The sequence below is a fragment of the Vibrio hyugaensis genome (assembly GCF_002906655.1).
GTDB lineage: Bacteria > Pseudomonadota > Gammaproteobacteria > Enterobacterales > Vibrionaceae > Vibrio > Vibrio hyugaensis.
This window is the reverse complement of the sequence record NZ_CP025794.1, coordinates 755,620-776,099: the sequence shown is the minus strand read 5'-3', so window position 1 is coordinate 776,099 and position 20,480 is coordinate 755,620. Positions and strand designations below refer to the sequence as shown.

At 45.0% G+C, this 20,480-nt stretch carries 17 protein-coding genes; 9 read left to right on the top strand and 8 right to left on the bottom strand.

Translation table 11 applies throughout. The features are described from left to right. The first annotated feature begins 229 nt into the window (after positions 1 to 229). Together C1S74_RS04225 and C1S74_RS04220 are read left to right on the top strand one after the other, a co-directional pair. On the top strand, positions 230 to 937 hold the full coding sequence (locus tag C1S74_RS04225) for a GNAT family N-acetyltransferase (protein WP_045402277.1): 708 nt from the start codon (positions 230 to 232) through the stop codon (positions 935 to 937). Between the two features lie 12 nt (positions 938 to 949). After that, on the top strand, positions 950 to 1,465 hold the full coding sequence (locus C1S74_RS04220; protein ID WP_045402274.1) for a GNAT family N-acetyltransferase: 516 nt from the start codon (positions 950 to 952) through the stop codon (positions 1,463 to 1,465). Between the two features lie 204 nt (positions 1,466 to 1,669). Here C1S74_RS04220 and rplY read toward each other — a convergent pair whose 3' ends face one another. Beyond that, a complete protein-coding gene (gene rplY, locus C1S74_RS04215) occupies positions 1,670 to 1,948 on the bottom strand; it encodes a 50S ribosomal protein L25 (RefSeq protein ID WP_038868737.1) in 279 nt (92 codons plus the stop codon). A 420-nt stretch (positions 1,949 to 2,368) separates the two neighbouring features. Here rplY and C1S74_RS04210 point away from each other — a divergent pair, with 420 nt between their 5' ends. Then, the gene (locus C1S74_RS04210; RefSeq protein ID WP_045402377.1) at positions 2,369 to 3,103 is read left to right on the top strand and encodes a glycosyltransferase family 2 protein; all 735 of its coding nucleotides are present in this window, start codon (positions 2,369 to 2,371) and stop codon (positions 3,101 to 3,103) included. Positions 3,104 to 3,117: 14 nt separating this feature from the next. Next, the gene (locus tag C1S74_RS04205) at positions 3,118 to 4,479 is read left to right on the top strand and encodes an LssY C-terminal domain-containing protein (protein ID WP_045402272.1); all 1,362 of its coding nucleotides are present in this window, start codon (positions 3,118 to 3,120) and stop codon (positions 4,477 to 4,479) included. On the opposite strand, the gene C1S74_RS04200 is transcribed toward C1S74_RS04205, so the two are convergent. From C1S74_RS04200 to C1S74_RS04190, 3 genes are read right to left on the bottom strand one after another with little or no spacing between them, the layout of a single operon-like run. Next, positions 4,476 to 5,825, bottom strand: coding sequence for an ATP-binding protein (locus C1S74_RS04200; protein WP_045402270.1), 1,350 nt, complete (start codon positions 5,823 to 5,825; stop codon positions 4,476 to 4,478). The genes C1S74_RS04205 and C1S74_RS04200 overlap by 4 nt on opposite strands. Continuing rightward, positions 5,815 to 6,474 (bottom strand): response regulator transcription factor, encoded by a 660-nt coding sequence (locus tag C1S74_RS04195; RefSeq protein WP_045402267.1) that lies wholly within the window; start codon positions 6,472 to 6,474, stop codon positions 5,815 to 5,817. Before C1S74_RS04195 ends, C1S74_RS04200 begins: the two co-directional genes overlap by 11 nt. A 28-nt stretch (positions 6,475 to 6,502) precedes the next feature. Continuing rightward, a complete protein-coding gene (locus C1S74_RS04190; RefSeq protein ID WP_045402265.1) occupies positions 6,503 to 6,922 on the bottom strand; it encodes a PepSY domain-containing protein in 420 nt (139 codons plus the stop codon). Positions 6,923 to 7,236: 314 nt separating this feature from the next. On the opposite strand from C1S74_RS04190, the gene C1S74_RS04185 reads away from it, so the two are divergent. Beyond that, on the top strand, positions 7,237 to 8,574 hold the full coding sequence (locus C1S74_RS04185; protein WP_045402263.1) for a GGDEF domain-containing protein: 1,338 nt from the start codon (positions 7,237 to 7,239) through the stop codon (positions 8,572 to 8,574). 62 nt (positions 8,575 to 8,636) lie between these two features. Here the strand turns inward: C1S74_RS04185 and radD are convergent, their stop codons facing one another. After that, positions 8,637 to 10,391 carry a DNA repair helicase RadD gene (gene radD, locus C1S74_RS04180; protein ID WP_045402262.1) on the bottom strand — a complete coding sequence of 585 codons (1,755 nt, stop codon included), beginning with the start codon at positions 10,389 to 10,391 and terminating at the stop codon, positions 8,637 to 8,639. Between the two features lie 153 nt (positions 10,392 to 10,544). Between radD and rsuA the strand changes: the two genes are divergently transcribed. From rsuA to C1S74_RS04165, 3 genes are all read left to right on the top strand, one after another. Then, on the top strand, positions 10,545 to 11,246 hold the full coding sequence (gene rsuA / locus C1S74_RS04175) for a 16S rRNA pseudouridine(516) synthase RsuA (RefSeq protein WP_045402259.1): 702 nt from the start codon (positions 10,545 to 10,547) through the stop codon (positions 11,244 to 11,246). A 513-nt stretch (positions 11,247 to 11,759) separates the two neighbouring features. After that, a complete protein-coding gene (locus C1S74_RS04170; protein ID WP_042604546.1) occupies positions 11,760 to 12,962 on the top strand; it encodes a Bcr/CflA family multidrug efflux MFS transporter in 1,203 nt (400 codons plus the stop codon). Further along, a complete protein-coding gene (locus tag C1S74_RS04165) occupies positions 12,962 to 13,624 on the top strand; it encodes a DUF2913 family protein (protein WP_045402257.1) in 663 nt (220 codons plus the stop codon). The genes C1S74_RS04170 and C1S74_RS04165 overlap by 1 nt, the downstream gene beginning before the upstream one ends. A gap of 67 nt (positions 13,625 to 13,691) precedes the next feature. Here the strand turns inward: C1S74_RS04165 and C1S74_RS04160 are convergent, their stop codons facing one another. Beyond that, entirely contained in the window at positions 13,692 to 15,413 is a 1,722-nt protein-coding gene (locus C1S74_RS04160) for a solute:sodium symporter family transporter (protein ID WP_038871756.1), read from the bottom strand. 133 nt (positions 15,414 to 15,546) lie between these two features. Beyond that, a complete protein-coding gene (locus C1S74_RS04155) occupies positions 15,547 to 17,649 on the bottom strand; it encodes an alpha-galactosidase (protein WP_045402375.1) in 2,103 nt (700 codons plus the stop codon). Between the two features lie 232 nt (positions 17,650 to 17,881). Here C1S74_RS04155 and C1S74_RS04150 point away from each other — a divergent pair, with 232 nt between their 5' ends. Beyond that, entirely contained in the window at positions 17,882 to 18,943 is a 1,062-nt protein-coding gene (locus C1S74_RS04150; RefSeq protein WP_045402255.1) for a LacI family DNA-binding transcriptional regulator, read from the top strand. On the opposite strand, the gene C1S74_RS04145 is transcribed toward C1S74_RS04150, so the two are convergent. Beyond that, positions 18,940 to 20,388: a DUF2867 domain-containing protein gene (locus C1S74_RS04145; RefSeq protein WP_045402251.1), complete on the bottom strand. Its 1,449-nt coding sequence runs from the start codon at positions 20,386 to 20,388 to the stop codon at positions 18,940 to 18,942. The two genes, C1S74_RS04150 and C1S74_RS04145, sit on opposite strands and share 4 nt — an antisense overlap. Positions 20,389 to 20,480 lie beyond the last annotated feature (92 nt).

Below are 20,480 nucleotides of genomic sequence, written 5' to 3'. Positions count from 1 at the left end.
GCAATGGATGTCGACAAATAAACAGAAATCGTATTTAGAAAGGTTTTTGCGAGGTGGTTTATTAAAATTGTGAGCAGCTCAATTGAATGTGTTTTCTTAGTGTGAATCAATACGTATTTTGGCGAGATATGAACCAAGGATTGATTATTATTTTACCAGATTCATGTTTTTATAATGTATGCGAAACATATAGTTAAGATTTTTCTGTACAGCATGTTGAGAGGTAGGGATGCTCAAAAAATCAGCCGCGCTCACGGCGGAAATCGATTGCTCTTGGCAGAAGCAGTTCACAACCATCGATAAAATGTACAACGGTTACTCTTACGACCCTGGATATTGGAAAAAGTTCTCCGATCAGGCTGCGGTTTTTTTATACCAATCCGATGCAACGACGTTTATATCCTGTCCCGAAGAGCTATGGAATAAAATAAGACATTTTCAACCGAGTGAGATCGAACGGAAATTAAATAATAAGCAATTCTTCTGTGATTATGACGATGTCGACTACTATTTATTTAATGACGATAACGTCAACAATGATGACGAAATAATTCCGCTTACTATCGAATCCGATCTTTCATTACTTGAATTCTTTTTAAGCCAGAATAGTAGTGAGGATATAGAAAAAGCGGACTTTGAGCTGGATAGTCATTTCTTTTATGGCATCTTCGACAATGAAAAGCTCGTTGCGGTACTGGCGTCATATTGTTATCCGGGAAAGGAACCGTTTGAATCTTTGTCCATATTGGTTTCTCCATATGCGAGAGGGAAAGGGTATGGGAAGCGGCTGCTTGCTCACTTAGTCCGTGAGGTGAAGGCAAGACAGCGTAAAGTTAGGTATCGAGTAAACATTGAAAATACACCTTCAATAAAGTTGTGCCAATCACTGGGATTTGAAGCATACAGTCGTCAGAGAGTGTTTACTCAAGAGTTATAAGAAAGGCGCGCAATGGGATATACAGTAAGAAACGCACTAAGAGACGAAGCTAGGCTTATCGCCAAGATTCATGTCGATTCATGGCAAGTCGCCTATAAAGGATTGATGCCTGAAAGTTATATTTGTCAGTTTACTCTTGAGCGCAGAGAAAAGATGTGGACACGAGTGATGACAGAACAATTGGCAAATTTGATTGTGGTAGAGAAGGGTAAAGAGATAGTTGGTTTTCTCAGCTACGAGCTACCGAACCATTCTAGTGAGGATAAGACAGCAGTTGTCACTTGTTGTTATGTTTCGCCTCTTTACTACGGGCAAGGTGTGGGTAGTGCATTGATTGATGAGCTAGAAACGCGTTTGTTGTCCACACCGGTGATGCAAATCAGCCTTAAAGCGTTGGATACGAATCAACAGGGGCTGAACTTCTATAAAAAATGTGGCTTTGTGTGGTCTGGAGAGGAGGAGGCAGAGGTCATTGAGGGCATGGTGTTGAATGACCTCACTTTGGTGAAGTACATCGCACGAACATAGTTAGTTCGAATCCATGGCGCTCCCATGTTTGGGGCTCTCTTGTGTTTGGAGTTTGCGTGGGAATTTTCATCGGCCATATATAGTAAAACCCCGGAGATGGTAAGGCTCCGGGGTTTTGAATTTTTTAGATATCTCGGTTGGTAAGTCCGATAATCTTTTTATGCAAAAGGTTTGGATTTTATCCGTTAATTCCTTGGTAGGGAATTAGATACGGATGAAGTCCATGTGCTCAACTTTTGGCTTGAACGCGTGACGTTGAACGTCTTGTGGCTTAACTTTAACTTCAGCGCCGTCGATCACTAGAACGATACCTTCGTAGAACTCAGGCTTGTCCATTTGGTTAACGATCTCGTCGTGGTTAAGAACGATAGCAACTGCTGCTGCTTCACCGCCGTATACAACTGCAGGGAATTTGCCAGCGTGACGTAGGCGGCGGCTCGCACCTTTACCTAGTTCAGTACGTACTACTGCTTCGAATTTCATAGTATTTACTCTCAAATTAGTAAAAATTAAACTTCACGAACCACAATGCGACCTTGAGTTCGTGGTAAAGCTTGAAACAGGAACTGTTCAAGCGAGCGCGGATACTATCATCCTGCTCTGGGTTCAGCAACCATAAATGCACCCAAATCAATAAAAAGACAGCAATCTTTGGGTAGTAAGAGTGCAAGTTTTATCGCTTAGATAAAAGTTTGTTCACTTTGAGGCGATTTTAACCTATTTACCTTCCTTTACTTGTGTTTTTCTTCCCTTTCTCGACAGGCATCATTTTTGTGAATGGATAATCATCGACATCTGTTATTAACGAAATGAACGCAAAATGAATGCTGACCTCAGTAACCGTTAAGCCACTCGGTTCTATTCTTGGCCCAACACCTAACGAGAGCATCAATGGAGCACATTATGAACCCAGTCAGTATCGTGATTATTACCCTAAATGAAGAAAAACGTATTGGTCGACTACTCGAAGATTTAACTAAGCAAACACATCAGAAATTTGAAGTGGTTGTGGTGGATTCGGATAGTGAAGATTCAACTCGAGAGGTTGCCCAAGCGTATGAAAGCTCTTTATCAGAATTAACGGTCCATCACATGGAAACCCGAGGCGTAAGCCTTGGCCGTAACACTGGCGCAAACCTAGCTAAGTATGAACGCATTCTGTTTTTAGACGCAGATGTTCGCTTACCGAGTGATTTCTTGAGCCGCGCGATGAGCAAGCTTGAAGACGCGAAGCTAGAAGTCGCGGGTGTGTACATGGGGGCAAAGGACTTACCAATGGCGCACAAACTTGGCTACGGCTTGTTTAACACAGGCTTGTTCATTACCCAATACACATTCCCAACCGCTGTTGGTGCGTGTATTTTCTCGACCAAGCGTGCGCATAAAGAGCTTAACGGCTTTGATGAATCCATCACGCTATGTGAGGATTGTGATTACGTAAAGCGCGCTTCAAAAACGTGGCGTTTTCGCTTCTTACCTATGACATTTGAATTTGATCCACGTCGATTAGAGCAAGATGGTTTCTTCAACATGGGGATGACGTATTTTAAAGCCAATGTGCGTCGTTTCTTCTTCGGTGAAATGCGCAATAACGAAATGGAATACAAATTCGGTCACTACAAAGATCAACATTCATAATCGTCGGAGGCTGTATGCTGGAAGCAATCAGTCTGTTCTTCGGGGCATTTCTAGATGCGACGATTGGACCAAATCTCTTTGTTCCCGGTGAGCCGTTTTTGCTCGCCGCGGGCTATCAATTACATCAAGGCATTATTTGGGGTGTGATTGCCGTTTTATCAGGCGGTTGGTTGGGGGATCAACTCAGCTACTTTATAGGCCGGCGTTCAGGCTCAAAGGCGCAGAGAGCACTCATCCGTTGGCAAGTGAAAACACGGCGGCCAATTGCTCGTTGCCGTTTGCTGATGAAAAAACGCGGTAACGCGATCCTGATCTTCGCGCGTCTACTTGGCCCTGTTGCTTGGGTTGTGCCATTTATGGCCGGCTCGGTGAACATTGCTTGGAAGCGCTTTACCCTTTGTTCGTCTATTGGATTAATATTTGGCATAGGGCAGTTTGTTTTAGTGGGGTATTTGTTGGCCGCTGGCTTGCAGGCTTGGCTACCTATCGATTCAATCAAACTTGTTTTAGTTGAACATAAACTGTTGATCGCCTCTATTGCGGTGACAATGGTGTTTAGTGTTATTGCATGGAAAAAGAATTGGTCACGAAAATGGACCAAGTCTTTCTCGGCCTTGATATTGTGCTTAGTGGCAGCGAATTATGGTCATTTTTTCTATTTGGCTGATGATAATCTTAAGCAAGTAGAAAGCGCGGATACGATGCCAACATCACTTCAAACGTTGAATTTTAAAGTATACCCGGGTCGCTCGAATGTGTTCGACGCCCAAGCGGCTAATGTGGTGTACGTTGGTGAATCACCCCGAACTTTAATGCAAGAGCTTGGCTGGCTAGAGAACCAAACCTTCTCAAGAAATAATATCAAGTTGTCAGATTATATTTCCCTGTTGAAGCAGCAAGTGCCACCGGTTTCGGATCTGTTTTGGAACGGGAAACCTCAAGTCATGGCGTTTCAAGAACCAGGCAGTCTATTGAAGCGTTCCCACATACGCTGGTGGTCAGCAGGACAGGATTCGCAGTCAGGAGTACCGATCTGGGTTGGAGCCATTAGCTATGACGACGGGCTTAAATTGGCGCATTACTCGGGGATTTTGACGGTACTTCATCGTATTGACCCAAATGTTGACAGCGAGAGAGACCGTCTTGCAAAACAGATTGCGTTGAGCCATTTAGTGTTGGTAGGGGAGTTACACTCACTTGCCATGCCGACTGCGATGGACAATCAGCATGATTATTATTCAGATGGCAATGTATTGCTGATTAGTGAGCCATCGTTAGCGCTTAATGTATTCAACCAGAACCCAGACACAAAAATGGCACCTAACGATGAAGCATCGACAAGTGCCATTTCGGAACTCTCACCTGGTGTGATTTAAACTCGGCTCTTTTGCAGAATTAGGGTGGCTTTCAAACCGCCCATTTTGCTCTCTGATAGCTCAAGCTGGCCACGATAACTGTGGGCCATTTCACTCACAATATTCAAGCCTAAACCTGAGCCAGGAGTGGTTTCATCCAATCGGTAACCACGTTTGATGACCTGGCATAATTGCTCGGCGGGGATACCAGGCCCATCATCCTCAATGATGATCTGAATGTTGTCTTTGTCTTGCGTGGAATGGACACGAATAATGCTCGCTGCCCATTTGTAACCATTTTCTAGTAGATTACCCACCATCTCATCAAGATCCGTTTTCTCAACCGCAACATTCAACTCCGAATCAAGTTCATTGATTAATGTGACTTCTCTATAGGCATACACTTTATCGAACGCCATAGAAATCGCGTCAACACATTCTGAAGGGTTGGACTTTACAGAGAGGATATTCATTGAGCCGGCCATCCGCGCTCGGCCTAGGTGGTAATCTATATGCTGCTGAATCTGACTAATCGGTGCATTTAGGCGCTCTCGTTCTTCAGGCTTTAAGTTCTGCACTTCATTTTTTAAAACAGAAAGTGGCGTTTTCAGCGCGTGAGATAAATTTCCTGCATGATTACGAGCACGTTCCAGCAGCTCTTGATAGTGGAAGAGCAAGGCATTCAGATCAGAAATCAAAGGAGAGATCTCTTTTGGATATTCTTCTTCCAAGCCTTTCTTATTGCCAGATTTAAGCTCTGCCAGTTCTCTTTGCAGCTTGGTCAGCGGGCTCAATGACCATGCAATTTGCAGTAAGATAACGGCAAGTACGCCGGCAAATAGCAAACCTAAAATAATCCAAAGCTGCCCTGTCAAAGATTGAATGGTACCCTCAATTGGGTCTTTATCGATGCCGATGATGACATCGATTGGTCCATCATAATCTGGTAGATAAAGCGTCTTTTTTAACGTGATGAGCTTTTCATCTCGGGCCCCAAACGCATTTTTATCGAGCCCTTTATAAGTGATTTTTTTATCCCATAGTGAACGTGATCGTTCGAGGCTGGTTTCCGTGGAGGCGCTCCAATATAAGCCACTGTATGGGCGACTAAATCGAGGGTCGGAAAGCGGGGTGGAAAGGGATAGTTGGCCTTTACTGCCGACCTCTAACTGGGCGGCAATTTCGTCCATATAAACATTCAACTGTGAACGTGTATCATCCACCATGTAGTTATAAACTTGAGTTGGAATGGTCACGCCAGCGGCGAGGATCATGGCGGTGAGCCAAACCACCGCCGCAAGTACTAAGCGGCTTTTGATACTAAGACGCTTGAGAACATGCATTGGTAGTTTGTTTTTACTCGGCATTCAACTGATACCCCAATCCACGTACGGTTTTAATGATCTTCGGAGCAATTTTTTTACGAATTCGACCGATGAACACTTCGATGGTGTTCGAGTCACGATCAAAGTCTTGTTTGTAAATATGCTCAACCAACTCGGTACGTGAAATCACTTTTTCTGGGTTATGCATAAAATATGCGACCACTTTGTATTCCAGTGCAGTTAGGCTAACAGCTTGCCCTTGCCACAATACCTTAGAAGAACGTGTATCTAAGCTTAAGTCTCCAATTTTCATGACTGGAGAGGCATTACCTGATGCCCGACGCAATTGAGCACGTAAGCGAGCCGTTAATTCCATCATTTCAAATGGCTTAGTCAAGTAATCATCGGCGCCTGCGTTTAAGCCTTCAACGCGTTGGGATAGGGAGTCGCGAGCACTGAGTATGACAACGGGGGTGTTGATGTTCTCATCTCGAATCCCTTTAAGTACCGTTAAACCATCCAGTTTTGGCAAGCCTAGATCAAGCACAATCACATCCCACTCTTCAGAGGTAGCGCGATAAAGGGCATCAATGCCATCTTGGGAAAGTTCTGGTACCCAACCATTATTTTCTAAAGTTTCGATAATTTGTTCGCCTAGGCGAGGTTCATCTTCGACAACAAGTATTTTCATGTTCTTTCTTCTTATTATGTTTGATGGATTATTGCGGTTTGAGCGCTTTATTGAAGTTACGACCTTTGATTTCTAACATTTCAAGCGTAGCGGCGTCGTATTCCACTTTTATCACGCTGTCATCAAACAGGATTTTTAGCTCGTAAACCCATTCATCGTCATCTTCTTCTAGCTCTACTTTAATAATACGCCCATAAAGGTCATTCTCCACCGCTTCGTACATTTCTGAGAAAGGGCGAATATAGCCTTTCTGTACCGCGCGGTAGACTTCATCTTGATCTTCATCGAATTCAATTCGGGTTCCCGGTTTTTCAACATCACGAACAATGGCATGCCCATCTTTGCCGTCATGATGATCGTGATGATTTGCAAAGCTTGGCGCGGACAATAAAAGCGGCACTAAACCTATCAGCATAGGAAGCTTGCGTGTAATGAAGGATTTAGACATAGCAAAGCCTTTTTGGGAGAGTTAGCAAAATTATATCCGCTTGTACATGAATGGAAAGTGAATGTGGCAATAAGTTTGATAACACGTTTGATATGGCTAGGGCTTTATAAGTTATTGATAAAAAGCCTTAAGTTGGTTTGCTGGGCATTTTGATGCTCTAATTTGTTGGCGTGCCTATAATTGTCGAGGCTGTCGCATGTATATTTTCACCCCAGCTTTAAATTGGCATTGTTGTTAATAGTTGGGGTTAAGGAGGGACTTAGTGGAGACGTTGGCTGAAAGGCGTCTTCAAGTCAAACAAAGGCAGTTATAGAATGTTATTTTTAAAGTTATCCCAAAAATCGTCACTTATTTCCTTGGCTGTATACGTTATAGCCGTATCTTTTATCTCTATAATAGAGATAGACAGGACCAATAGAGAATTTAACTCTGTTGCAAACACTCTTGACTTGTACAAAACTTCTGCAGTGTTGGCAGGTTTACTAATGGAAGCCAAATTAGATAATAATTCCAACATAAAGTTAACGGAAGAAGTTGATACTTCAGACAGAGTTCTATCATTAAATGACTCTGTAATGACGAATAGTGAACTTGTGGCCTTTGACGTGCTAGATGATTTTTTAATGTTTAGCGATAAACTGACTCGTAAGGAAAATGTCAATATTTATTACCGCTCGTATGTAGGTAAAAAGCTAGTGTTTGCTGCGGCCCCAACTGAGCATTACCCTGTTTCTGAACGGCTTTTTGATCCACTTATATGTTCATCCACTCGAACTTGCTCTCTCAATATGCACAAGACTGAATTGGTAGACCGACTTGTTGTTTCAGATATATATAAATCGGAAAACCCAAATGTTGATATTATCGAGATAATGAGTCCCGTTTATGTAGATGGAACTATCATTGGTGATTTCGTGATAGATCTCCGTATTTCTTACAAAAATTTAGATGGGCGAACGATTAGAACAGAGTTGGTAGGGGACTTTCATTACTATAAGATTGGCTATGATAATTACCCTTTATCTAACCTAGCTGGAGGGTTGATTCTTCCGATAGACAGTGACACTGCTATAGTCTATCAGTTGCCCATTATTAAAGTACTCATTGATAATCTGTGGGTGCTATTTGTTACTTGGATCGTGATATGGGTAATTCATAGACTTTATTCATCCAATATGCAACACAAAAGCCACCTGGCTAGCGCAATTGAAAGGGCTAGTAAAGATGAACTAACCTCTTTGTACAATCGAAAAGTTTTTGAAGACAAAGAGTTTGAAAATGCGATCAAGCAAGGTCGTTACACTGTTATTCTGATAGACGGTAAGAAATTCAAGCAAATTAATGACACGCACGGACATAAAGCGGGGGATTTAGCGCTTATTCATATTGCTCGGACGATGAAAGCCACGTTCAGACAAAGCGACTGGTTGATTCGATTTGGAGGAGATGAGTTTGTTGTCATTATGCCATCGTGTCCACTTGACGCGGCGGAAAGGTTAGCTGAGCGTTTACGAGAAAGCATTGCTGAGCGACCTTTGACTCAATATGACGTAGAGGTTCAAGTTACTACTGGCGTGGCAAAAGCAACGGGGAATGAGTCACTCATGGATGTCATTGAGCTTGCTGACCAAGACATGTACCGCTCTAAATGATAGACCTGTTTTAAAGACAATCGCGGCGTCTTACTCTGAGTTTCGACGCCGTGGTTTACGCTTTATTGCTTCAACTCGTCTTCAAAGATCTTGTCACGTAACTTCCAAAAACGTCCAGACTTTCTCGCTATCACAAATTGAGGTAAGCGAAAGCGATGCTGATTCGAGACCACTTTGGTTGGTGAAGCCTCTTCAAATGGGCGATGCTTGTCGGCTAAATGAGGGCGAACAAATTGATCTTTGAAGGTTTGCTTTTGCTTTTTGGTGTTTAAAGACCAAAACTCATGCACCAATGCATTCCCTTCACCTTGATAAGACTCTCCAGAGTACGTGACTTTCAGTTGCGACTTTCCATCACTGGATTTGAATACCGACAAGTCCATTTCTGTGCATTCAAAGATAAGCGCGTCTTTGAGGTTCAATGCCTCTTTCAGCTTTTTATCTGGATCGACGAGTGTGGCGTCGCACTCATGGCAAATACGAGCAGCAATATCATTATCTGCCCCACATTCGCCGCAGTATTTTGCTCTAAACCGATAACGACAATGCTCGCGTTCTCCGGTTTCGTCATCTTCAAAATAGCCTTGGCAGCGACGGCCAAAGTGCTCAAGCAAGAAACCATTACTGTCTAACTTGCCCCAAAAGTTATTGTTGAATCCGCAAGCAGGGCAGGGAATGGTGATGATCTCGCTGGTGGAGTCTGGCTTTGGGTCGCCCACTTCTGGTTGGTATAAGTCATAGCTGTTACCGGCATAATCGAGCACTAAACATTCGGTTTTGCCTTCTGACAAACGCAGACCACGACCAACAATTTGCTGATACAAGCTGACTGATTCCGTGGGCCGTAGAATCGCGATCAAATCTACATGCGGTGCATCGAAGCCGGTTGTTAACACGGAGACGTTAACTAGGTATTTAATCTCACGGTTTTTAAACGACTGAATGATCGCATCTCGCTCTGGAGTTGGTGTATCACCAATCACAATGGATGTTTCCCCTTCAGGTAATAAACCATGAATTTCTTGAGCGTGTCGTACCGTCGCAGCAAATACCATCACACCTTTACGTTCTTTGGCGTATTGAATGATCTGTTCAACGATTTGTGGCGTGGCGCGTTTGGCTTTGTCGATCACCATATCCATTTCGGCTTCTTTGTATCGTCCAGTATTGGCTGGCTTAAGCTGCGAGAAGTCATAGGAAAGTACTGGCGCATCCATAATACGAGCAGGTGTTAAGAAGTTTTCATCCAATAAATAACGAATCGGTAGTTCGAAGATACAATCACGGAAAAAACGAGGTTCTTCGGTACGAACTTGTCCGCGAGTGTGGTATTGGTAAATCCAACCCATCCCAAGACGATATGGCGTTGCGGTTAAGCCAAGGACCTTGATACCTGGATTGAGCTCTCTTAGGTGAGTGATGACTTTTTGGTAGCTGCTGTCTTTATCATCGGGTACGCGGTGGCATTCATCAATGACCAGCAAAGAAAATTGGTTTTTGAATGAATCTAAATTGCGTACGACTGATTGAACGGATGCGAATACCACCTGTTGATCGGTTTCTTTTCTGCCTAAGCCCGCCGAAAAAATCGAGCCTTTTAAATCGTAGCCTTCGTACTTGGCGTGGTTTTGTTCCACCAACTCTTTAACGTGCGCAAGCACCAATACGCGTCCCTTGGCAAGTCTCGCCAGTTCTGCAATAACCAAACTCTTACCAGCACCTGTTGGCAGTACAATGACCGCTGGTGTGGTGTGTTTGCGAAAATAATGAATCACCGCTTTTACAGAGTCGGCTTGGTAAGGGCGAAGGGTGTACATGAAAATCTGTGAAATTGCTCAACTATTCGAATTAGGATCGTTATAATACCCGACTTTTATACCCAAGTGACTTTTGAGTGCGGTTTTACTTACCGATCTTTGGCTTAATTGGCTTGGGCAGAGGTCATTTGGGTATAATTCAATGAGGTATTCATGCGTTTAGATAAATATTTGTGTGATGCTCTGGGTGCGACTCGCAAGCAGGCAACAAAGATCATCAAAAGTGGCGAAGTCACCATCGATGGTGAAGTACAAAAAAGTGGTTCCTTTAAAGTACCAGAAGGTGGTGTCGTCCAGTGGGATGGTCGTGACGTTGGTAAACCAGGCCCACGTTACATCATGTTGTATAAGCCTGCGGACTTTGTTTGTTCGCATGAAGATGGGCACAACCCAACCGCTTTCGTTTTGCTCGATGAGCCGAAAGTAGAAAACTTGCACTTTGCTGGTCGCTTGGATGTCGATACGACAGGATTAGTTTTGATCACTGACGACGGCCAATGGTCTCATCGTATTACTTCACCTAAGCACAAGTGTGAGAAAACCTATCGTGTTTGGTTGGTGGATGCGATTGAGCCAGACTACGTGGAGAAGTTTGCTGAAGGTATCGAGCTACGTAATGAGCGTGAAGCAACGTTACCTGCCAAACTAGAAATCGTGAACGAAGCGGAAAATGAAGTGCTTCTGACGATAGTGGAAGGCAAATATCACCAAGTGAAGCGCATGTTTGCTGCTCTTGGCAATAAGGTTGAACACCTTCACCGTGAGCGTATTGGTTCTATCGTTCTGGATGAGGCACTAGAGCCGGGTGATTACCGTGTGTTAACCGAAGAAGAAGTCGAATCGGTATTAAAGTAATTCTTTCTGATTGGAAATAATCGCTGTTCTGGGAAATTGTTTAGTTCTAGATAGGAACTAGTGTTTTGGTAGGAAATCACTCAGAATGGGGTTTCCTACCAAATTTGTGTTAATGACTGAACCAGTCATGTATTCGCTGCTCGTAAACGCAGGCTGAACTGTATTTAATCTGAGAAAAACCTTTTCTCTTGTTGGTCCTTACTGACGATAAGTACAGACGGTGTTAACGTCACCGCCTCTTCGTTTTAGCTCGGTTATATTGTCGCTGCGCATAATCATCATGCAGGTTTAAGCGTCGAGTTAGTCAAGACCGCCTTGGTATACTTTCGTCAGTAATGCTCAAGTGACACTAAAAAAGTGAAAAAGTACTTGGGCATCTGTATTTCTCAATAGTATGGATACTATGCACTGCTTTTTGTAACTCTGTTATGAAGCCAGTGTTCGAGAAGTGTCACTCATCTGTCTCAATCAATGTGGAATGTTGATGGGAGGACCACAACAAGAGGTAAATCAATGACAGAAAAAGCCCAAAGTGCTCCCCAGTCACAAATCAGTTTTTTATTGTTTCTTGTTCTCGGTGCAATCGGTGCATTAACCCCGCTTGCTATCGATATGTATCTACCAGCTATGCCTACTATCGCGAAAGATCTAGGCGTGACAGCAGGGGCAGTGCAAATTACGTTAACGGCGTACACCGCAGGTTTTGCGTTAGGCCAGTTGCTTCATGGACCGCTAGCTGATAGCTACGGCCGCCGACCTGTACTCATTTTAGGTGTGTTCTTTTTTGGTTTGGCAGCGGTAGTCAGTGCAACCACGAATGGTATCGATGCGCTGACCTATGTGCGTACTGCACAGGGCTTTGCTGGTGCAGCGGCAGCTGTCATTATCCAAGCAGTTGTTCGTGACATGTTTGATCGCGAGGACTTTGCGCGTGCGATGTCGTTCGTGACGCTAGTTATCACTATTGCGCCGCTTGTTGCGCCTATGATTGGTGGTCACTTAGCGATCTGGTTCGGTTGGCGCTCTATCTTCTGGGTATTGGCTATCTTTGCTGTTGTGGTGATTTTGCTGGTGTTATGGATGATTCCGGAAACGCTAAAACCAGAAAACCGTCAGCCATTAAGATTCCGAACAACGATTCGCAACTATGCACGTTTGTGTTCAAATCCTGAAGCATTAGGTTTAATGCTTTCTGGGGCGTTCTCGTTCTCAGGTATGTTTGCATTCCTGACGGCGGGTTCATTTATCTATATAGATTTGTATGGTGTTCGACCGGACCAATTTGGTTATCTATTTGGTTTGAACATCGTGGCGATGATCATCATGACCAGCATCAACGGTCGTTTGGTGAAAAAAGTCGGCTCTCATGCCATGCTTCGTTTTGGTTTAGCTGTGCAATTAACCGCGGGTATTGGTCTGTTTGTTGGTTGGATGTTCAACCTTGGTTTGTGGGGTATGGTGCCATTTGTCGTGCTGTTTATTGGTACCTTGTCTACGATTGGTAGTAACTCAATGGCGTTGTTGTTGAGTGGTTACCCAACCATGGCTGGCACAGCATCTTCACTTGCTGGCACCTTGCGTTTTGGTACTGGTTCACTTATTGGTGCGCTGGTTGCTGCCATGCCGAGCGGTGTTGCATGGCCGATGATCATCGTTATGTTTGCTTGTTCAGTGCTGTCTGCACTATTTTATTGGACTTTAGGAAGAAAGGCGTAATGTCTAATTACACCAAAGAAATTCAACACTTGGTTAACTCTGCTCTGGAAGAACTGGATCAGGAACATCGTTCAGGTAAATTGGCGAATGCGCCAGTTGCTAACAATCATTACTTGGTTCGTTGGGTAACCAAAGCGCTAAAATCACAGCGTTTCGGTCGCACTGTTGGGGATGATTTAACGCGTTGGCAAAAAGCGGGTCGTTCAAAAGGGAACGATGCAGGCTTGCTGTTTATCTTCAAACGTATCTCTGCTTATTACGCACAATTCTTCCCAGAAGGCGAAGAGTCGAAAGTGATCAAAGATTCAGACATTGAAGCGTTTTTGGATCTTATGGAGCAAGCTCAATGGGAAGTTTCAACTTCTGAGCAACTGATTGGTTGTGGCAAAGTACAAATCTTCACCGAGGGTCAAAACTCGCTTGCGCTTTGTGCAGACCAATGTGAAAGCTGTTTTGATGGTGAAGTGCTTGTTAAACCGATGAGTTGGTTTGTTCGCGGTAACCACGCTGAATTTGTCGAGAAAGCAACACAAGCTGGCTACATGGTTCACAAGGTGACCGATTACAAGTCAATGGTGAAGTACCACGGTGAATACCTGATCTTCCCAGCCAACGAAGGTAACCAGTTAGCAGAAATTCCACTGTCATTTAAAGCGGACTAACTTGTTCATCGGAATACAAAAAATCGGAGCCAGTGCTCCGATTTTTATGTGTGCAACCTAAGTCGACTTAAGGCATGTACATGTCATTAAGCTTTGACACTTCTTTGTGCTTTCTACGTTTGATGAAGTAGTTAGAAACCACACCAAACATCAAGACCAGACCACAGAAGCCGTACACTTGCATGATAGTCGGATCGCTTGAGACAAAGCCAAAGTCTGAGAACATCACGTAAGCACCCAATACCATGTAGATGATGACCGCTGATGCTTCGAAGCGGAATGACCACGGCGTCACATCGATATTCTCATTCACTGGCATTACGTAGTCAGTATCACGTGGCATAAAGTAACCAATCGCAAACATCAGAGCAGTACACACGACGAATAGAATCGCCAATTGGTGTAGGAAGTGAATTGGTGTACCAAAGACCAATTGCATCGCAGCGTAGGAGCTAACAAACACGACCAAAGCAACTTTAGCGGCAATAGCAGGAACACGTTTGGAAATGTAGCCCACAAACACGATAGTGAAGATAGGTACACTAAAGAAGCCCGCAACCATTTGTAGATATTGGAACAAGCCTTCTGGTGCGTACATAATGAAAGGGGCAATACAGACCGAAATGATCGCAATGATAACGCCGAAGATACGACCTTTCCCGACTAACTCTTCATCCGATTTATCTTTGCCAAATAGTGGCTTGTAAACGTTCAAAGCAAACAAGGTGGTTGAGCTGTTCAATACACCGTTAAAGGTACTTAGGATTGCGCCGAACATGACCGCAACGAAGAAACCAACAAGAGGCTTAGGCAACACTTCGTTCACCAAGCGTGTGTACATCGTATCTGGGTTGCCCGCATCTGCGCCAAACATATGGAACGCAATGATTCCGGGAATGATTAGGAAAAGTGGAGAGATAACTTTAATCGCACCCGCCAGAATGACACCTTTCTGACCTTCTTTCAGGTTCTTCGCGCCAAGTGCACGTTGGATAATTGATTGGTCAGTACCCCAGTAGTACAAGTTCACCAACAATAGACCTGTGAACAGGGTAGAGAAAGGCAGTGGGTCGGTCTCTTTACCTACGGATTGCAACTTTTCCGGTGCGGCTGTCAGCAATACGTCTAAACCTTCCATAAAGTTACCGCCGCCTAATGCCATTAGACCAAATACAGGGATCATCAAACCGCCGGTGATCAAGCCTACGCCGTTGATCGTGTCTGCAATTACCACGGCTTTTAGACCGCCGTAAATCGCGTAGAAGAAACCCAACAAACCAATAGTGGCAGAAATAAGGGCGATAGAGCTGAATTCAGAAATGCCCAGTAAACCTTGTACATCAAAGATTTCACCCAGTACCACTGCGCCAGCGTAAAGAGTGGTAGGTAGAATGTTGATGACGTATTGGCACAAGAACAACAGGGTAACGAACTTCTTCACCGACATGTCGTAACGACTTTCTAAGAAGTCAGGAATGGTGGTGATGCCTTGCTTAAGGTAGCGAGGGACAAGCAGCAGCGCAATGATAACCAGTGTAACGCCAGAGGCCACTTCCCAGCCCATCACACTCATGTTGTGGGTGTAGGATTGCGCACTCATGCCAACAAAGCTGGTGGCACTCAGGTTGGTAAGAATTAAAGAGCTGGCAATGAGCCCGCCTGTTAAGCTTCGTCCACCAAGGAAGAAGCCGTCTTGAGAGGTGTTTTTATCGTTTTTAACTTTGCTGTAAGTGAACACCACAACAAAGCCTGTAAACAGCAAGAACGAAAGTAATACTGTAATAGACATTTTGTTTCCTTAACAAGTTAAGCAATTAAGTTTTGCTTGTTAGTTATAGGGTGTCCCTCTAGCGCGTATAGGAGTGTTTTATCAGGAACAACGCGAAGTTGAAACCCGGTCGCTAGAGGGCATAGATAGAGGTTTACATTTTCTTAAGGTGTACAATCAGTGCCGATTCTGGGTCGAGAATCGGAAGCGTTACCCCAATTTCCTTTAAGTTATCGCCACTTAGTGTCATGGTTTTGTCTAGCCATTGCGGACGTTGTTTCATCAACTGGAAGCTGGTTTTTGGCATTTCAACAATCTTGACTTCGTAACGGGCATTTTCATCCGCACAGCTAACGCGAAGTGGAGATGGCAGCGCATGATTTGGCATTGCCAACTGACACACCGTAATCAGCATTTCTTGCCCGTTCTCAACGCCATAGATGTTCTGGTTTTGATCGGCAGGATCAATGCGGAAAGTACGTCCCGAATGAAGCAAATCGCGATACTGTTTGTGCAGTTGAATGTAATGAGCAAACGCTTGTTTTTCTTCCGCGCTTTCTTTTACTGGATCGAGCTCCACACCCATGTGACCACTTAACGCTGTCACGCCACGCATGTTGATCGCATGGCGACGATTGGTTGAGTGACACTCTGCAGGACCAATGTGAGCGCCCATGACTTCAGGTGGGAAGAAGTAGCTCATACCACGTTGAATCGCCTGACGTTCCAGCGCATCGTTACAATCAGAAGCCCAGAAACGCTGAGTGCGTTTAAGGATTTCAAAATCAATACGACCACCACCCGATGAGCAAGACTCAATTTCAACCGCCGGATGCGCAGCTTGAAGCTCGTCTAGCAAGCGGTAAAGCGCTTTCGTTTGGCCATGCACAGCAGGTTTACCTTGATGCCCTGGTTGAACCAATTCACGGTTCATATCCCATTTCAGGTAGCCGATGTTGTAGCGAGTCAGCAAGTCATTCAAACGCTCAAACAGGTAGTTGAAGCAATCTTGGTTTTGCAAATCCAACACGTATTGCCAGCGACCTGAAGGTTGGTGGTAGCCTTGCAGACCTAATACCCAATCTGGGTGTTGGCGATATAGATTTGAGTCTTGGCTGACCATCTCTGGCTCTACCCAAAGACCAAATTCCATGCCGTTGTTGTTTACGTGCTCGATGACCGGCTCAAGACCATTTGGGTACTTAGTTTCATCCAAGTACCAGTCACCAAGCGCTGCGCGTTCGCCATCACGGCCTATGAACCAACCATCGTCAATGATGAAGCGCTCGACACCCATCTCAGCAGCTTCGGTTGCCATCTGCATGATGTATTCAGGTTTGTGATCGAAGTAAATGCCTTCCCACGTGTTTAAGTGAACAGGGCGAGGTTTGTTGTTTGGAAATTGGATAATATTGGCACGAACGAACTCGTGGAATCGCTCTGATATTCCATTCAACCCCGAGTTACTGTATGTCGCGTAAAGCCATGGTGATTGGTAGGTTTCACCGCTTTGTAGACGCTTTTCACCAGACAGTAACAGTTCACCAGCTTGAACAAAGCGACGACCGTCACTGCGAACGTCGGCACGAAGTTGGTGGTTACCACTCCAACCAAGATGGAAGCCCCAAACTTGCCCCAATTGCTCACTAAAGCCATTAGTGCCCGCGAACAAACCTGGGAAGTTTTCGTGAGAGGTGCGACCGCGACGGTTTTCTTGCATAAAGCCACCATGCTCAAAGCTCAAACGCTGAGTTTGAAACTCATGACACCAACGCCCGTGGAACGTCATCAGCTCGTTTGCATGGTTAGGAAGTGGCAGAGTAGAGGAGAGCTTACCCAAGCAATACTCACCGGCAGTCGTGTTTTTCACGGTGATGCGTTTTTGTACCACGTCACTGTTAAAGTCCAGTTGTAGCTCAATCAATAATTCAAGACCAGCGATGTCATCTTGCAGAGTAAATGTCGCGCTGTTGTCATCGTGCTCAATGGATGTGGTTGTGAACACTGGCGCCCAGTCTTCGCCATTGCGATGCCCCTCAATCCCTGGCGCATTAAAGTGACCACTACCAAGCTCAGGACAGAGTGATAAGGGTACGTCGACATCAAGACGAGCCTGCGAGATAGGACGTTCGGTTGAGAGCATTAAATCGGGATCGATCTGAGCGATCTTGGCTCCCCAATGAAGGATTTCAGGAACACGATCCACTTTAATGATCATGCTGTGATTCTTGGATTTTAAGTGAACAATTTTTTGCATGTTGTTTCTCTGTTTTCGCAAACATTTAATCTGCAAATAATCATGCGCTTGTTTGGTTTTATTTCGATTGAATAGCCGTTTAAATGTGACTTTGAACAGGTTTTGGAACTTGGTTTTGTGTGCTGGATCTGCTGTTTTCGGGAACATTTTTTCATGTTTTTTACGACATTGTTCACGAGAATATTCGAATGAATTTGGTAGAGTGAACAGCAAATCAGAATAGGAGAACGCAGTGGCAGTTACGTTTAAAGATGTTGCACGGTTAGCTGGGGTTTCGACGCAAACCGTATCGCGCGTAACCAATGGCGCAGATAACGTCGCAGAAGAAACACGAAAACGAGTCAACGACGCAATCAAAAAGCTTGGATACGTGCCGAATAAAGGGGCACAAATGTTGAGCCGAGCGAAGTCGCGGATCATCGGTATTGTCTCTTTGGATATCTCACTGCACGGTGTGGCTCTTATTGCTAATGGCGTTCGCAATCAAGCGCATGAGATGGATTACGCGACGGCGCTGGCAGTGTTAGGTGACAACTCCATTGAGGAATTCCGTAGTGCAATCCGAGAGCTCATTGCCCAACAAGTTGATGCCATTATCATCAACGCCCCGGTAACCAGAGAGATGGCAGACAACCTAGTGGAGCAGTTTAGTCAGCTCACGCTGGTTTTTATTGATGTACCAGAGGGGACGCCCGTCAACTCTCTCAGTTGTGATCATAAAGCTGGGGCAAATTTGGCGATCTCCCATTTGATTGAGCACAAACGCGAGTCTTTTGTGTGCATTTCCGGACCCAAGGCATCTACCGCTTCTCAGATTCGTTACCAAGAGTGGCAATCACAGATTCAGCAACATGAATTGGTGCAAGCGGCATACTATGAGGGAGATTGGCAAGCAGCCAGTGGCTACAACGCAGTTAAAGACGCCGTGTTAAAAGGTGTACCTTTTGATGCTGTATTGGTGGCGAATGATCAGATGGCGCTTGGCGTGTTATGCGCGCTTTCGGAAGCGGGTATTAATGTACCTAAAACTGTCTCTGTGGTTGGGTTCGATGGCATTCAAGACAGCCAATTTTTCTCACCCCCTCTGACGACGGTTAAGCAAGATTTCAATGAGCTTGGACGAAGGGCGGTCAAAGTAGTACTGAGCCAGATGGAGAAAGGGCAAGGCGTTGTGTCAGAAGTATTGCCAATCAGCTTGGTTGAACGACAAAGCACATCAGCAAAGGCGGACACGCTCTATGACAAGCAAGAAATACTCGCGCATCTAGAGAATATCCGCCGTTTACTGCCTTAGTTGTTAGATTGGTTCTCCAAAGCTTCTGCTTCTTTAGCGATGGCTTTGACCATGCCTTTGAAGATGAACAGGTGCGCAGGCATCATCGCAAACCAGTAAAGCAAACCGGGGAAGCCTTGCGGATGCCACCATGCGGTGATATCGAATTCGCGCTCTTCGCCATCGTCTTTGATCGTAATTTCTAAACGGCCAAGTCCCGGGCCTTTCATACCGAAAAACAGTGAAAGGAACTGGTTCTCTACGCAGCGAATAACCTTCCATGAATCAATGAAATCACCCACTTTGAGCTCTGGCCCCGGTGGTGAAACTCGAATGGGTTTCCCTCCACCAAAGAAGATATCGAGCCACTCTCGGGTGCGCCAAAGGATGTTGGCAAAGTAATAGCCTTTTTCAGGGCTCCCGATCTTTTGTGCGACCTTCCAAAGTGATTCTGCAGAAGCTTTTGTCTTAATGCTGGCTCCTGCCTGTTTTGGGTAATAGCCGTAGCCTGGTTGCCAACGTTTGAGTGCTGCTGGTTCAAACCCCCATACGTTACTGCGCACAAAAGTCCCTTCCGTAGCGATGGTGTCCGCTACGGATTGTTCATAGCTGATTAACTCTTGCGGAAATCGTTCATGAATGGCTTTGGTATCAGCAATGTAATCGTGCTCCAAACCAGCAAGCAGCGCTTTACCAATACTTGCAGGAACTGACGTCACAATAGCTAACCAATACGACGCCATTTGGGGTGTCAGCAGTGGGGTTGACCAAAGTCGGTAAGGCTTTTTCGTGGTCTTACAAATGACTTCAAATTGCTCGCGATAACTTAATGTGTCCGGCCCACCGACTTCGTAGATTTCACTTTCTGCTGGTTTGGTTTCTGCCAGTTTAAGCAAGTAGTGATTGAGGTTGGGTAGGGCGATTGGGTTCGCTTTGGAGTCGACCCACTTAGGCGCAATCAGAATCGGCAAGTTATAGACGAAGTCACGCATGATCTCGAATGCCGCAGACCCCGGGCCAATAATCACTCCCGCGCGAAGCTCGGTGACAGGAACGCCGGCTTGACGAATGATCTTTCCCGTCGCTTTGCGTGCTGCTAAGTGTTGAGAGTTGCCGGTTTGGGGCTGAATCGCACTCAAGTAAATCACGTGTTCTACGCGACTTTTCTCAAGCGCATTCTTGAAGTTCTCTGCGAGGTTTAATTCGTACTCAACAAAGTCGTGACCTTTCGCCATACCATGCACAAGGAAGAACACCAAATCAAAATCATTCACGACTTCGAGTGTCGCTTCTGCATCTGCGAGGTCTAAATAAGTGAGAGTGAGATTAGGGTGTGGTTGAGTTCGAGATTCTAAATAGTCTATATGACGCGCGGCTGCTGTGACAATGTAACCTTCATCAAGCAGCTGTGGAAGAAGCTGTGAGCCAATGTATCCTGAAGCCCCAAGTACCAACACCTTTTTCATTCTGAGTCCTTTTATTGCTGGTGGATTAGTCACCACTGGGTATAATCATGAGACACTTTTCTCGTTCTATCAATAAGTTGTCGTCGGAGCGT

Bases quoted from the DNA above. Each gene is read 5' to 3' on its own strand.
- C1S74_RS04225 (WP_045402277.1), top strand. From the start codon at position 230: ATGCTCAAAAAATCAGCCGCGCTCACGGCGGAAATCGATTGCTCTTGG.
- C1S74_RS04220 (WP_045402274.1), top strand. From the start codon at position 950: ATGGGATATACAGTAAGAAACGCACTAAGAGACGAAGCTAGGCTTATC.
- rplY (WP_038868737.1), bottom strand. From the start codon at position 1,948: ATGAAATTCGAAGCAGTAGTACGTACTGAACTAGGTAAAGGTGCGAGC.
- C1S74_RS04210 (WP_045402377.1), top strand. From the start codon at position 2,369: ATGAACCCAGTCAGTATCGTGATTATTACCCTAAATGAAGAAAAACGT.
- C1S74_RS04205 (WP_045402272.1), top strand. From the start codon at position 3,118: ATGCTGGAAGCAATCAGTCTGTTCTTCGGGGCATTTCTAGATGCGACG.
- C1S74_RS04200 (WP_045402270.1), bottom strand. From the start codon at position 5,825: ATGCCGAGTAAAAACAAACTACCAATGCATGTTCTCAAGCGTCTTAGT.
- C1S74_RS04195 (WP_045402267.1), bottom strand. From the start codon at position 6,474: ATGAAAATACTTGTTGTCGAAGATGAACCTCGCCTAGGCGAACAAATT.
- C1S74_RS04190 (WP_045402265.1), bottom strand. From the start codon at position 6,922: ATGTCTAAATCCTTCATTACACGCAAGCTTCCTATGCTGATAGGTTTA.
- C1S74_RS04185 (WP_045402263.1), top strand. From the start codon at position 7,237: ATGTTATTTTTAAAGTTATCCCAAAAATCGTCACTTATTTCCTTGGCT.
- radD (WP_045402262.1), bottom strand. From the start codon at position 10,391: ATGTACACCCTTCGCCCTTACCAAGCCGACTCTGTAAAAGCGGTGATT.
- rsuA (WP_045402259.1), top strand. From the start codon at position 10,545: ATGCGTTTAGATAAATATTTGTGTGATGCTCTGGGTGCGACTCGCAAG.
- C1S74_RS04170 (WP_042604546.1), top strand. From the start codon at position 11,760: ATGACAGAAAAAGCCCAAAGTGCTCCCCAGTCACAAATCAGTTTTTTA.
- C1S74_RS04165 (WP_045402257.1), top strand. From the start codon at position 12,962: ATGTCTAATTACACCAAAGAAATTCAACACTTGGTTAACTCTGCTCTG.
- C1S74_RS04160 (WP_038871756.1), bottom strand. From the start codon at position 15,413: ATGTCTATTACAGTATTACTTTCGTTCTTGCTGTTTACAGGCTTTGTT.
- C1S74_RS04155 (WP_045402375.1), bottom strand. From the start codon at position 17,649: ATGCAAAAAATTGTTCACTTAAAATCCAAGAATCACAGCATGATCATT.
- C1S74_RS04145 (WP_045402251.1), bottom strand. From the start codon at position 20,388: ATGAAAAAGGTGTTGGTACTTGGGGCTTCAGGATACATTGGCTCACAG.